The following is a 13,032-nucleotide window of genomic DNA, read 5'->3' on the forward strand; positions in this document are numbered from 1 at the left end:
CGGGACTTACGTCGGGTCGACGCCGTGGCTGCGAAGCCACGAGAGCGGGTCGATCGCCGAGCCGCCGGCGGGCCGTACCTCGAAGTGCAGGTGCGGGCCGGTCGAGTTGCCGGAGTTCCCGGAGTACGCGATGGGATCGCCGGCCTTGACCGTCGTGCCGGACGCGACCCGGTAGGTGGAGAGGTGGCAGTACCACGTCTCCGTGCCGTCCTTGTCGGTCACGATCATCATGTTGCCGTAGGCGCTGTTCCACTGCGTCCGGACGGTGCCGTCGGTCGCGGCCATCACCGTCGTGCCGTACGAGACGGGGAAGTCGATCCCGGTGTGCACGGACATCCAGTTGATGCCGGCCTGGCCGTAGTAGGCGCTGAGGCCGTGCTGTTCGACCGGGAGGGCGTACTTCGGGCGCAGTCGCTCCTTGCGGGCGGCTTCCGCCGCCGCCGCCTTCTTCTGGGCGAGCTGCTGGGCCTTGAGGTCGATACGTTCCTGCGTCCGGCTTGCCCGGTCGGCGAAGTCGTCGGCGCCCGCGGAGAGGCTCTCCAGCTGGGAGTCCAGCTTGTTGTTCGCGGTGGACGGCTTCACGGCGACACCGTCCGACGCGGATGTCGTCGTGTTCTGCTCGCCGTCACCGGTCATCCCGCTCACCGAGGCGGCGGCGATACCCGCGACACCCATTACACAGGCGGACGGAACGGCGATGGTCAGCAGGGCGGAACGTTTGGCCGGGGTACGACGCCGGGACCGGCCCGCGTTGCGCGCCGCCGTACGGGACGCCGCACGCCCGGCTCCGGGCACCGTGCCCGGGGCGACCTCTTCCTGCCCGTCGAGCAGCGAGGCCTCGGCGGGCGGTTCACCATCGGTGAAGGGGGCCGACTCGTCGTGGGCGAGGGCGTGTCCGTCGTACTCCGGTGCGTCCGCCACGTCCGTGATCTGCTCGAACATCGCGGTGGCCTGCTGGTCGTACTCGTGCTCCTGCGCGTGGTCGTACTCGGCCGACGGGGCGGGCGTGCTGCCCGGGCCGCTGTCCGAGTTCCACTGCGTGGCGTCGTACACACCGGTGTCGGAGGCCTGCGTGCCCCACTCCCACTGCTGGGTCTGGTCGGCGGGGCCGGCCTGCTCGGGCTGGAGCCAGGCACCGGCGTCCCACTGGCCGCTGGTGTCACCGCCGGGAGGCGGCGTCTGCGCGGGGATCTCGGCGAGCTGCTGGTAGCCGGGCGCCCAGGTGGAGGTGTCGTACGCCCCGGTGTCGTAGGCCGCGTGGTGCTGGGCCGCGTACGGGTCGTAGTTCAGGGTCTGGTGACTGCCGGTGGACCACTGGGAGTTGTCGTACGAACCGGTGGTGTCCTCGCCCGGCATATTGCCGAAGAGCGGGTCGGTTTCGAAATTGCCGGTGCAGGTACCCGTACCCATACCGACGTCCAAACCGTTGGCGAAGGTGGGGTCGTACGTGGTGAAGTCACCGAAAGGGACTTCCTGCGTGCCGTACGACGCGTAATGAGCCGTCGCGGCATCGGAAGCCGGAGCCGGGGTGGTCATGGTCCCCGACGGGTGACGTTCGTTCACCAACTTCTCTTTCGCCTCGACAACAGGGGCTGGCAGAGCAGTGCGGCGACTGTACCCGGCGGTATGCGGGCGCGACAATCTTCCGTAGGTTTCGTGCCTGGGGGAAACGGGCATTCGGCCGTGTTTCGGGGGACTGCGGGCACGGGTTTGGCCTGGCGTTCGATGAGTGTTCGAATCTTGGGAGACTGTCAGGCGGTCCTGATCGGCCTGTGTGTGGCGTTCGTGGCCCGGGGTTCAGGCCACGGTCAGTCCACCGGCTCGGGCCCGGTCGGTCCGCGCTCCGGCGGCGACGGAGTGGTCGCTCTCGTCCAGGGCCTGCCGTATCCCGGTCGCGACGGCGGGGTGCACGGGCAGGGCTAGGTGGCCGACGCCGGTGACCTGCACGTTCTCCGCCAGCAGGTCCGGGTGGTCGACGCAGGCCGTCTCCGGCGGGCTCATCAGGTGGTCCAGATCGCTCCAGAAGCTGACGAAGCGGGTACGGCAGTCCGGCGCGGGAAGGCGCAGTTCCTCCATGACCTCCGAGCCGGGGCGCATCTGGCGGACGATCGGGTGCGCGTCGGCCAGTGGGACGACCCGGGTGCCGGAGTGCGGGGTGCCGAGGGTGACGAGCGTACGGACGCGGAGGTCACCGCCGAGGCGCTGCACGTAGTAGCGCGCGATCAGGCCGCCCAGGCTGTGCCCGACGATGTCCACGCGCGGCTGGTTCGTGCGCCTGCAGATCTCCTCTATGTGCCGGCCGAGCAGCTCGGCCGCGGTGCGGATGTCACAGGTCAGCGGGGAGTAGTTGAGCGACTCGATCTGCTGCCGGCCGTGCTGGGCGAGGGACCGGCGCAGCAGGACGAAGACGGAGCGGTTGTCGATGAAGCCGTGCAGGAGGACGACCGGGGGTTTCGGCTCCGTCGGCAGGTGGGTGGGTGAGGCGGCGTCAGCGGGGGCTCCGGGGAGCGCGGAGGGGTCGGGGGTCGTGGGCCGGCGTTCCTGGACGATGCCCGACGGATAGAGGAGCAGATGTCCCGCCAGGATCGCGATCTCCAGGGCGGTCGCCTTGAGGAGCGCGGCGGAGAGCCCCGTCAGCGTGCTCGGCAGGACGCGCCGGCAGAGCGGGAGCAGGGGCAGTGCTGCCCGGATGACCTTCATGGCCGACCTCCTGTCGGCACGCGGGAGGCTTCTCTGTCCCCCGTGTGCCCTCGTGGGGGGTCGCGACGAGGGCGGCCGGTGGTGGCGTCGGTGGTGCACGAGTGGGGCGTGCGGCGTGTGTGACGCCAAGGGGGTCGCGAGGCTCCCTGTCGTACGACGACGAAGCTCCCCGCTGTCGTGCCCTTGCTGCCCTTCGTGTCATCTCCGACGCACCGCACCCACACGGCGCGCGGCTCGCGACGCGGTGGTGCGACGACCTCGATGCGGCTCCCCTTGCGCCGGTCCCACCGGTGCGCGGTGAACGTGTCCCACCGTGTGATTTCCCCCTCGGTATCCGTCGCGAAACTGCCGGTTGGGGGATGCTTGACCCAACGTTCGTTCACTTCGCTGGAGGCGACGATGGGTTCGGCAGCCGATCCGATCCGCGTGGTGGTGGCGAAGCCGGGGCTCGACGGCCACGACCGCGAAGCCGAGGTGATCGCGCGGGCGTTGCGTGATGCCGGTATGGAGGTCGTCTACAGCGGCCTCCACCAGACACCCGAGCATGTCGTCGTCACCGCGATCCAGGAGGACGCCGACGCGATCTGGCTCTCCGCCCTTTCCGGCGCCCACCACACGCTCCTCACGGCCGTGACCGATCTCCTGCGGGAGCGTGACGCGGCGGACATCAAGGTGTCCGGCGGTGCGCCCGGGGCGACCACGGCTTCAGTTGTGGAGTGGGTGCGGGGGGCTGTGCGGGGGTGAGGGGGCGCTGTTCAGGCGTTCCCACCCAGCCCTTCTGCACCCGCCCACCCGCCGGTCTCGGTCCGATTGCACGGTGTCCTCCGGGCTGGTTCGAGCAGCCCTCAGTTCCTCAGTTCTTCCGCCATCGCCGCGCGCAGGCGCAGTGTGCCCACGAGGCGCTGGAATGCCTCCGCCCAGTAGCTTCCCGCGCCCGGTGACGCGTCCTCCCCTTCGTCGGGTATCGCCAGCAGGCCGTCGAGGCGGTCGGCCTCGGAGGGGTCCAGGCAGCGTTCTGCGAGCCCCATCACTCCGCTGAAGCTCCATGGGTAACTACCGGCGTCCCGAGCGATGTTGAGCGCGTCGACCACGGCCCGCCCGAGCGGCGGAGCCCACGGCACCGCGCACACCCCGAGGAGTTGGAAGGCCTCCGACAGCCCGTGTGTCGCGATGAAACCCGCCACCCACGCGGCCCGTTCGGCGGAGTCCAGCGTGGCGAGCAGCTTCGCCCGCTCCGCCAGGGACACCGCCCCCGGCCCGCCGGCCTCGGGTGTCGAGGGCGCGCCGAGGAGCGCCCGGGACCAGTCGGCGTTCCGCTGCCGCACCGCCGCCCGGCACCACGCGGCGTGCAGCTCGCCCTGCCAGTCGTCGGCCACCGGCAGCGCCACGATCTTTTCGGGCGTACGTCCGCCGAGCCGTCCCGACCACGATCCGAGCGGGGCCGCCTCCACCAACTGGCCGAGCCACCAGGACCGTTCACCGCGTCCCGCCGGGGCCTTGGCCACGACGCCGTCGCGCTCCATGCCCGCGTCGCACTCGTGCGGCGCCTCCACGACGAGCACGGCCTCGCCCCTCGTACCGCCTCCGGCCTCCGCGCTGTTCGCGTGGTCGAGCGCTACGCACGCTCCCGCGCGAACCGCCATCCGTGCGGCGAGCGCCGAATCCGGCAGTGCCGACAGCAACTCGGCCGCTGTCGCCCGGACGTTGCGGCTGCGGTCGGCCAATGCCCGCTCCAGGAAAGGCTCGTCCTCGGCGCGCAGTCCCATGCGGAGCGAGTCGAGGAACATCAGCCGGTCCTCGGCCCGCTCCGTCGCCCAGGTCGTCTCCAGCAACTCCCGGGCGGCGGCGGGCTCCCGCGCGCGTATCGCAGCGAGGAGGGAGACGCGTTCGGCGAACAGGCCCTCCTGCCACAGTTGCTGGATCCGTTCCGTCTCCTCGGCCCCGGGCAGGGCCGCGCCTCCGCCCGGGGTCGAGCGCAGGGCGAACCGCCAGTCCGGGTTCAGCCGGGCGAGCCACAGGGCGCGCGGGCCCGCGAACGCCAGCGCCGCCGGCCGTAGGTCCGTACGTCCCCTGGCCGCGTCGAGCAGCGCCGGCAGCACCTGTGGTGGGGCCGCGAAACCGTGTGCGTTCGCCGCCGCGAGCCACTGGGGCAGCAGCTCCATCAGGTCCGGCGCCGTGCCCCGGCGACCGCTGCCGCCGGGAGTGCCGGGCCGGTCGGCCAGGAGTAGCGCCAGCCTGCGGGCCGCCGCGGGCGGCAGCGGCGGGCGTGGGTCCGCAGCGGCGGGCTCCAGCCGCGCCGCCGCCGGGGCCGGTCGCAGTCCCGCACGCCGCCGTACGGTCTCCACGGCCGCCGCGTCGAGCAGCGTGACCGGTGCCTGCCTGCCGGGCGGGCAGCCCGGGGGCGTACGCCGCTCCGTGCCGAGCAGCGCCGCGGTGACCAGCTCCTCCCAGGCGCTCGCCGCGGCCGAGCCCATGGGGGTGACGGCCCTGCTGCCGTTCATGAGGTTCCCTTTCGTCGGGAGTCGTGGGTCCGGCCGTGAGCTGTGAGCTGTGAGCCGTGAGCCGTTGCGTTGCGTTGCGTGGTGTGGCGTGGTGTGGCGTGTCGCATCGCGTCAGCACAGCGGGACCGCCTGTCCCACCACCCCCTCCGGCCAGGCCGTCAGAGGAGTGAAACCCCGGTGACCGCACTCGCCGAAGACCGTGACGGGTCCGCCGCCCGAGAGCGCGACGAGGCGCCACAGGCCTGGGTGCGCGACGGCGGACGGGGCCAGGGGCAGCGCCAGGTCGGTGTCGGCGTCCGCCAGTTGCCAGGAGCCGCCGACCGGGACGGGCATGACGCGGTCCAGCGTCACCGGGAAGGAGTCCAGCCAGGGGTCGGCCCGGAGAGCCTCTCCGTAGCGCTCGGCCGCGCACGTGGTCGTCGTCCCCGGTGGCCGTACCTCCGTCGGCGCGGGCGGTGTGAACCGCTCGCCCAGGGCGGCCCGCAGCTGCCCGGCGCCGGGATACGCGGACACCTCCGCCTCGAACGCCAGACCGACCGGCAGTGCCAGTTCGGGGGCGCGCCCGGCCGCTCCGTAGGAGAGGAGCAGCGCGGTGCGGCCCGACTCCGCGCCGTGCAGCCAGATCCGGCGGGTCGTCAGACGGGCGTCCGCCGTCTCGTACTGGGCGAGGACCAGCCAGTGGTCGCGCACCGGCGGGCCCTCCGCCGAGCCGGGCACGCCGATCCGTGACCGCACCGTCGCCGCCAGACCGTCCGGCAGCTCGTCCCGGCGCAGCCAGCCCCGGTCGAGGAGGTGGAGCAGCGCGCACTCCTCCAGCAGCCGCACCGGCCAGCCCGGACCGGACGCCGGTATCGCCCCCAACTCCCTCACCCGCGCTGCCAGTCCGGGGGCCTGGGCATCGACCATCCGGGCCGCCGTCTCCTCCCACAGCCCGTACCCCGCCTGCTCCGCCGTGGCCAGGCCGCCGCGCAGCAGGTCGGCGAGGCGCTGCTCCAGTTCCGTCGCCCCCGCCGTGATCCGCTCGGCCCGGCGCTCCGCCCTTCGTCGCGCCGCCTCCGGATCACCGGACGGGGAACCGGCAGGGCCCGCCGCCCGTTTCTCCTCCGCGCGCTTGCGCCGCCCGGTCAGCCACTCCTCCGCCCAGCCCGGCGCCTCCCCTCGCGGCACCGCGCCGTCCCCGCCCGCCCAGAGCAGCAGCAGCCCGAGCGCGTGCTTGCACGGGAACTTGCGGCTCGGACAACTGCACTTGTACGCGGGCCCGGTGGCGTCCGCGATGTCGACGACCGTCTGATACGGCTTGCTGCCACTGCCCTTGCACAGTCCCCACACCGTCCCCTCGTCAGAACTGCCGGCCTCCGACCACGGCCCGGACGCACCGAGTTTGCTTCCCGCTTTGCGTGACGAGACGTCAGGCGCCAGTGCCAGCACCTGATCCGCTGTCCAGCGCACCCCCTGCTGAGTCATGACATCGAAGGTAGATCCCGGCACTGACAATCGGTCCTCACAGCGATCCACGCTCAGCCTCCGGAATGGCATTTTCGCAGGTCAGAGTGCATTGTCAGTGGCGTGGTGCAGTGTGGACACCAGATCCGAACGGGCCAAGACCGGCCGAGCTGGAGGGGGACCGAGCCATGCCTGTTTCCGCTGAACCGACATCCGTCGACCCGCGTCACGAGCAGTCCGCGCACGCGAACGCCACGGAGGAACTGCGCCCGCACGCCGAGGACGCCTTCGCTGCCGAACTCGCGGCACTGGCCGCGCAGGACGACCGCCCGCGCCCGGCCCGCTGGAAACTGTCGCCGTGGGCGGTCGCGACCTATCTGCAAGGCGGCACCCTGCCCGACGGCACGGTGATCACACCGAAGTACGTGGGCCCGCGCCGCATCGTCGAGGTCGCCGTCACGACCCTCGCGACCGACCGTGCCCTGCTGCTGCTCGGCGTGCCCGGCACGGCGAAGACCTGGGTGTCGGAACACCTGGCGGCGGCGGTCAGCGGCAACTCGACGCTGCTGGTCCAGGGCACGGCCGGCACGCCGGAGGAGGCGATCCGCTACGGCTGGAACTACGCCCGGCTCCTCGCGCACGGCCCGAGCCGCGAGGCCCTCGTGCCCAGCCCCGTCATGCGGGCGATGGCGGAGGGCATGACGGCCCGCGTCGAGGAGCTGACCCGTATCCCGGCCGACGTACAGGACACGTTGATCACGATCCTGTCGGAAAAGAACCTGCCGATACCGGAGCTGGGGCAGGAGGTGCAGGCGGTACGCGGGTTCAACCTGATCGCGACGGCCAACGACCGCGACCGCGGGGTCAACGAGCTGTCCAGCGCCTTGCGCCGCCGCTTCAACACGGTGGTGCTGCCGCTGCCGGAGAGTGCCGATGCCGAGGTCGACATCGTCTCGCGCCGGGTCGACCAGATCGGCCGCTCGCTCGACCTGCCGGCCGTGCCGGACGGTGTCGACGAGATCCGTCGCGTCGTGACCGTCTTCCGTGAACTGCGCGACGGGGTCACGTCGGACGGCCGGACGAAGCTGAAGTCACCCAGCGGCACGCTGTCCACCGCCGAGGCGATCTCGGTCGTCACCAGCGGTCTGGCCCTGGCGGCCCACTTCGGCGACGGCGTCCTGCGGGCCTCCGACGTCGCCGCGGGCATCCTCGGCGCCGTCGTCCGCGATCCGGCGGCCGACCGGGTCGTCTGGCAGGAGTACCTGGAGGCGGTGGTCCGCGAACGCGACGGCTGGAAGGACTTCTACCGGGCGTGCCGTGAGGTGAGCGCATGAGCCGTGACCCGGGCACGGACGGACGGGGGCGGGTGTTCGCGATGCTGGCGGGAGACGGTTCGGTGACCGTGCGGGTTGGTGGCGTGAGTGATGCGGTCGGTGACGACGACTCGTCGTGGGGCAGGAAGGGGGCGTCGTGACCGAAGGCGAGAGGCGAACCGGGCCGTTGCTGCTCGGCGTGCGGCACCACGGGCCCGGGTCGGCGCGGGCGGTACGGGCCGCGTTGGCGGCGGCGCGGCCGGCGGTCGTCCTGATCGAGGGGCCGCCCGAGGCCGACGCCCTGGTCCCGCTGGCCGCCGACGAGGACATGCGACCGCCGGTCGCCCTGCTGGCCCACGCCGTGGACGAACCCGGCCGCTCGGCCTTCTGGCCGCTGGCCGAGTTCTCCCCGGAATGGGTGGCGATCCGCTGGGCCCTGGAACACGGGGTCCCCGCCCGCTTCATCGACCTCCCCGCCACGCACACGCTGGCGTGGGAGAGCGACAGCGGGGGCGAAAGCGAGGGCCAGGGCGATGACGAGGGCGAGGGCGAGGGTAACGACGGCTGTCCGCCGGAATCGGACGCTGTCCGAGGCCCCGCACCAGCGGATACCGACCCGGACACTGTCCCGGATGCGGATCTGCGGGTGGATCCGCTCGCCGTGCTCGCGCGGACCGGTGGTTACGACGATCCAGAGCGCTGGTGGGAGGACGTTGTCGAGCACCGGGGGGCAGGCGAGGGGGACGCGTTCGCTCCCTTCGAGGTGCTGGACGAGGCCATGGGCGCGCTGCGCGAGGTGTACGGGACCGGGGGTCACGAGCGGGATCCCGTGCGGGAGGCGTACATGCGGCTCCAGGTCCGGGCGGCGCAGCGGGAGTTCGGGGACGCGGCGGTGGCCGTGGTGTGCGGGGCGTGGCATGTGCCCGCGCTGCGGCAGAAGACCGCCGTCGCCGCCGACCGGGCGTTGCTGAAGGGGCTGCCCAAGGTCAAGGTGGACGTGACCTGGGTGCCGTGGACGCATCGCAGGCTCGCGCGGGCCAGCGGGTACGGGGCGGGCATCGACTCGCCCGGCTGGTACGGGCATCTCTTCGGCGCACGGGACCGGCCGGTCGAGCGGTGGATGACAAAGGTGGCAGGGCTGCTGCGCGACGAGGACAGGATGGTCTCCTCGGCGCATGTCATCGAGGCGGTGCGGCTGGCGGATACGCTCGCCGCGATGCGGGGCCGCCCGCTGCCGGGGCTGACGGAGACCACCGACGCCGTGCGGGCGGTGATGTGCGAGGGCTCGGACGTCCCGCTGGCCCTGGTGCACGACCGGCTCGTCGTCGGGGACGTGCTCGGGGAGGTACCGGAGTCGGCGCCCGCTGTGCCGTTGCAGCGCGACCTGACACGCCTCCAGCGCCGGTTGCGGCTCAAACCGGAGGCGCTGGAAAGGGAGTTGGAACTCGACCTGCGCAAGGAGACCGACGCCGGGCGCAGTCGGCTGCTGCACCGCCTGCGGCTGCTCGGGATCGGCTGGGGTGAACCCGCGGCGTCGCGCGGCAGCACCGGTACCTTCCGGGAGACGTGGCGGCTGCGGTGGGAGCCGGAGCTGGCAGTACGGGTCGCCGAGGCCGGCGTGTGGGGGACGACCGTGCTCTCGGCGGCGACCGCCAGAGCGGAGGCCGACGCCGTCGGCGCGGGCTCGCTGGCCGACGTGACCGCACTCGCCGAGCGCTGTCTGCTCGCCGAACTGGCCGACGCGCTGCCCGTGGTGATGCGTGTCCTCGCCGACCGCGCGGCCCTGGACGCCGATGTGGGTCACCTGGCCCAGGCCCTGCCGGCGCTGGTCCGGTCCCTGCGCTACGGCGACGTACGCGGCACGGACACCGGGGCGCTGGCCGAGGTCGCGGCGGGCCTCGCCGAGCGCGTCTTCGTCGGCCTGCCCCCGGCCTGTGCCGCGCTCGACAGGGAGGCCGCCGAGGAAATGCGGCGCCATGTGGACGCGGTGCACGGGGCGGTGGGGCTGCTCGGGGAGGCCGTGGCCCCGAACCCGGCTCCGGCCGGCACCGCTGGTGCAGGGGAGACCGCGGACGGCGTCTCCGTGGGTGCCGCTGCGGAGAACCCCGCGAGAGCCTCTGAGCCGGGGGCGGCTCTCGGGAGTGGCACCGCGCCCACCTCTCCCTCCTCTGCCTCGGGCGCTCCCGCGAGTGCCGCCGAGGATGTCCCCGAGCCGGGGCACCACAGCGAGCTGCGACGCCGCTGGCACTCCGTGCTCCGGGTGTTGTCCGCGCGGGACAGCGTGGCCGGAGTCGTGCGCGGGCGGGCCGTGCGGCTGCTGCTGGACGACGGGGAGCTGGCGCAGGACGAGGCGGCGGTCCTCATGGGGCTCGTGCTGTCACCGGGGACGGCGCCGGGGGACGCGGCGGCGTGGATCGAGGGGTTCGTCGGGGGCGGCTCCGGGGGCGGGATGCTGCTGGTGCACGACGAACGGCTGCTCGGCCTGGTGGACGCCTGGCTGACCGGAGTGCCGGCGGAGGCGTTCACCGATGTGCTGCCCCTGCTGAGGCGCACGTTCTCGGTGTACGAGCCCGGGGTCCGCAGAACCCTGGGGGAACTGGTCCGGCGCGGTCCGGAGCAGCGGGGGAGCGCGGTGGCCGGCGCCGCCGGTCTGCCGGGCTTCGCACCCGACCTCGACGCCCGGCGAGCGGATGCCGTGCTGCCGGTGTTGCGGCTGCTGCTGGGGCCGCTGGGCGCGGGTGACGGGGGCGTCGACGACAACAACCTTGTGGGGGTGGGGACATGACGACGGCGACAGACCCGGCGGATCCGGCACTGGAGCGGCTGCGGCGGTGGCGCCTCGTGCTCGGGGGCGACGCGGCGGACGGTACGGGGTGCGCGCTCTCCGGACAGGACGCCGCGATGGACGGGGCGCTCACCGCGCTCTACGGGAGAGGCGACGGGGGCAAGGCCCGGGTGGGGCGGGAACGTTCGGCGGGGCTCGGGGCGTCCGCGCCGTCGGTCGCGCGATGGCTCGGTGACATCCGGACGTACTTCCCGTCGTCCGTCGTCCAGGTCATGCAGCGGGACGCCATCGACCGCCTGGGCCTCTCCGCCCTCCTGCTGGAGCCCGAGATGCTGGAGGCGGTCGAGGCGGACGTCCACCTCGTCGGCACGCTGCTCTCCCTCGACAAGGCGATGCCGGAGACGACGAAGGAGACGGCAAGAGCGGTCGTACGCAAGGTCGTCGAGGACCTCGAGAAGCGGCTCGCCACGCGGACCAGGGCCACGCTCACCGGGGCGCTGGACCGCAGTGCCCGCATCAGCAGGCCGCGCCATCACGACATCGACTGGAACCGCACGATCGCGGCCAACCTCAAGCACTACCTCCCCGAATACCGCACGATCGTGCCGGAGCGGCTCGTCGGCTACGGGCGCGCCTCCCAGTCGGTGAAGAAGGAGGTCGTCCTCTGTATCGACCAGTCGGGGTCGATGGCGGCGTCGGTGGTGTACGCGTCGGTGTTCGGGGCGGTGCTGGCGTCCATGCGGTCGATCGACACCCGGCTCGTCGTCTTCGACACGGCGGTCGTCGACCTCACCGATCAGCTCGACGATCCGGTGGATGTGCTGTTCGGTACGCAGCTCGGCGGGGGCACCGACATCAACAGGGCGCTGGCGTACTGCCAGTCGCAGATCACCCGGCCCACCGAGACGGTCGTCGTGCTGATCAGCGACCTCTACGAGGGAGGCATACGCGACGAGATGCTGAAGCGGGTCGCCGCGATGAAGGCGTCCGGGGTGCAGTTCGTGACGCTGCTCGCGCTGTCGGACGAGGGGGCGCCCGCGTACGACAGGGAGCACGCGGCGGCACTCGCGGCGCTGGGCGCACCGGCGTTCGCCTGCACACCCGATCTGTTCCCGGACATCATGGCCGCGGCGATCGAGAAGCGCCCGCTGCCGATACCCGACACGGAGTGAACCACTGGAGCCACTTGAGCCACTTGAACCGAGTGACATGAAGGCGGCTTCGGTCGGCAAAAAGGACATGAGTGCGCATCGGTAACGGGGGACTTGCGCGACCTCGGGAGGGCCGTGCGAGGATCGGCGCCGCCTCGTCCTGCTCGTCGTCGTCCTAGATGATCGCGGTTCCCTGACGCTCGTCGTCGTGTCGCCGCCCGGGAGAGTCCTTCCCTTGAACTGGCCAGTCGCCCCGCCCGTTGCCGTACTGCGTGTGACGCGTAGGGCGGCGGGGCGGCGCGCGCTGCGAGTGGCGGTGCTGGTGGGCGGGTTGTTCGTGTTCGGGTTCCTCTGCGGGGAGCGGGCGCACGCGGCGCAGGGCGCACCGCCGGTGCGGGACGACGGGTTTCGAGCGGTGGTCGAGAAGGCCGGACCACCGCTCGATGGTCCGGCGCGGGCCGTGACCGAAGAGCGGACCCAGGAGCTGGCGGAGGAGTTGGCGGAGGTACCGGCGCTGACGCCGAGGTTGCCCGCTTTGCCAACGCTTCCTGAACGGCCTGCGTTGCCTGAACCGCCGACGCTGCCCGTGGTGCCCGTGGCGCCTGTGCTTCCAGACCTTACGGATCTTCCAGGTCTTCCGGGTGCCCCGGGCCTTCCGGGCCTTCCGGAGCTCCCCCAGCTTCCGGTGATTCCTGAGGTGCCCGGGATTCCGGGCTTGCCCGGGGCGCCCACCGTCCCCTCTTCTCCCCGTTCCTCTTCCCCTTCCCCCTCGCCCTCCCCGGCTTCCCCCGCGACTCCGGCTTCTCCTGTCTCTCCCGCCTTCCCCACCTCTCCCTTATCCCCGGCTGCGCACGCGCTGCCGGGGAAGGCGTCGTCGGCACCCGCTGCCGGGACGCCTCAAGGCGGGGCCGTCAACGGTCCGTGGTTCCTCGGTCGGGTCGGCGGTGTCGTGGACGGCCGTGGAGCGGTGGCGGCCGGTGACCGGGGTGGCGTGGACGTCTCACGGGCGTCTGTGCGTCAGGCGCCCGGAGGCATGCCGGACAACGGGGTGCCCCACAGGGCGCTGGATGATCGGGTCGTCGACGGCGGTGGTCCCCGGCATGGTGGACTCGGCGACGGGCAGGCCGTCGCGCTGAACC

At 72.6% G+C, this 13,032-nt stretch carries 9 protein-coding genes; 5 read left to right on the plus strand and 4 right to left on the minus strand.

From position 1 onward, the window contains the following. Positions 1 to 6: 6 nt before the first annotated feature. Entirely contained in the window at positions 7 to 1,563 is a 1,557-nt protein-coding gene (locus tag IEY89_RS17420) for a M23 family metallopeptidase (RefSeq protein WP_229695272.1), read from the minus strand. Positions 1,564 to 1,797: 234 nt separating this feature from the next. Beyond that, a complete protein-coding gene (locus tag IEY89_RS17425; protein ID WP_189148327.1) occupies positions 1,798 to 2,700 on the minus strand; it encodes an esterase/lipase family protein in 903 nt (300 codons plus the stop codon). Between the two features lie 399 nt (positions 2,701 to 3,099). Between IEY89_RS17425 and IEY89_RS17430 the strand changes: the two genes are divergently transcribed. Beyond that, a complete protein-coding gene (locus IEY89_RS17430; RefSeq protein WP_189148328.1) occupies positions 3,100 to 3,444 on the plus strand; it encodes a cobalamin-dependent protein in 345 nt (114 codons plus the stop codon). Between the two features lie 101 nt (positions 3,445 to 3,545). Here the strand turns inward: IEY89_RS17430 and IEY89_RS17435 are convergent, their stop codons facing one another. After that, positions 3,546 to 5,201: a DUF5691 domain-containing protein gene (locus IEY89_RS17435; protein ID WP_229695273.1), complete on the minus strand. Its 1,656-nt coding sequence runs from the start codon at positions 5,199 to 5,201 to the stop codon at positions 3,546 to 3,548. A 111-nt stretch (positions 5,202 to 5,312) separates the two neighbouring features. Continuing rightward, the gene (locus IEY89_RS17440) at positions 5,313 to 6,665 is read right to left on the minus strand and encodes an SWIM zinc finger family protein (RefSeq protein WP_189148329.1); all 1,353 of its coding nucleotides are present in this window, start codon (positions 6,663 to 6,665) and stop codon (positions 5,313 to 5,315) included. A 167-nt stretch (positions 6,666 to 6,832) separates the two neighbouring features. On the opposite strand from IEY89_RS17440, the gene IEY89_RS17445 reads away from it, so the two are divergent. Genes IEY89_RS17445 through IEY89_RS17460 form a run of 4 tightly spaced genes read left to right on the plus strand, consistent with a single transcriptional unit; the run spans position 6,833 to position 11,914 of the window. After that, the gene (locus IEY89_RS17445; protein ID WP_189148330.1) at positions 6,833 to 7,978 is read left to right on the plus strand and encodes an ATP-binding protein; all 1,146 of its coding nucleotides are present in this window, start codon (positions 6,833 to 6,835) and stop codon (positions 7,976 to 7,978) included. Next, a complete protein-coding gene (locus IEY89_RS17450) occupies positions 7,975 to 8,118 on the plus strand; it encodes a hypothetical protein (RefSeq protein ID WP_189148331.1) in 144 nt (47 codons plus the stop codon). Before IEY89_RS17445 ends, IEY89_RS17450 begins: the two co-directional genes overlap by 4 nt. Then, on the plus strand, positions 8,115 to 10,742 hold the full coding sequence (locus tag IEY89_RS17455; protein ID WP_189148332.1) for a DUF5682 family protein: 2,628 nt from the start codon (positions 8,115 to 8,117) through the stop codon (positions 10,740 to 10,742). Before IEY89_RS17450 ends, IEY89_RS17455 begins: the two co-directional genes overlap by 4 nt. Further along, positions 10,739 to 11,914 carry a VWA domain-containing protein gene (locus tag IEY89_RS17460; RefSeq protein ID WP_189148333.1) on the plus strand — a complete coding sequence of 392 codons (1,176 nt, stop codon included), beginning with the start codon at positions 10,739 to 10,741 and terminating at the stop codon, positions 11,912 to 11,914. Before IEY89_RS17455 ends, IEY89_RS17460 begins: the two co-directional genes overlap by 4 nt. Positions 11,915 to 13,032 lie beyond the last annotated feature (1,118 nt).

This window comes from Streptomyces lacrimifluminis, from assembly GCF_014646095.1.
In the GTDB taxonomy this organism is placed as follows: domain Bacteria; phylum Actinomycetota; class Actinomycetes; order Streptomycetales; family Streptomycetaceae; genus Streptomyces; species Streptomyces lacrimifluminis.

What these genes read in the sequence shown, in the direction of transcription:
- IEY89_RS17425 (WP_189148327.1), bottom strand. Translation starts at nt 2,700, where the DNA reads ATGAAGGTCATCCGGGCAGCACTGCCCCTGCTCCCGCTCTGCCGGCGC.
- IEY89_RS17430 (WP_189148328.1), top strand. Translation starts at nt 3,100, where the DNA reads ATGGGTTCGGCAGCCGATCCGATCCGCGTGGTGGTGGCGAAGCCGGGG.
- IEY89_RS17435 (WP_229695273.1), bottom strand. Translation starts at nt 5,201, where the DNA reads ATGAACGGCAGCAGGGCCGTCACCCCCATGGGCTCGGCCGCGGCGAGC.
- IEY89_RS17440 (WP_189148329.1), bottom strand. Translation starts at nt 6,665, where the DNA reads ATGACTCAGCAGGGGGTGCGCTGGACAGCGGATCAGGTGCTGGCACTG.
- IEY89_RS17445 (WP_189148330.1), top strand. Translation starts at nt 6,833, where the DNA reads ATGCCTGTTTCCGCTGAACCGACATCCGTCGACCCGCGTCACGAGCAG.
- IEY89_RS17450 (WP_189148331.1), top strand. Translation starts at nt 7,975, where the DNA reads ATGAGCCGTGACCCGGGCACGGACGGACGGGGGCGGGTGTTCGCGATG.
- IEY89_RS17460 (WP_189148333.1), top strand. Translation starts at nt 10,739, where the DNA reads ATGACGACGGCGACAGACCCGGCGGATCCGGCACTGGAGCGGCTGCGG.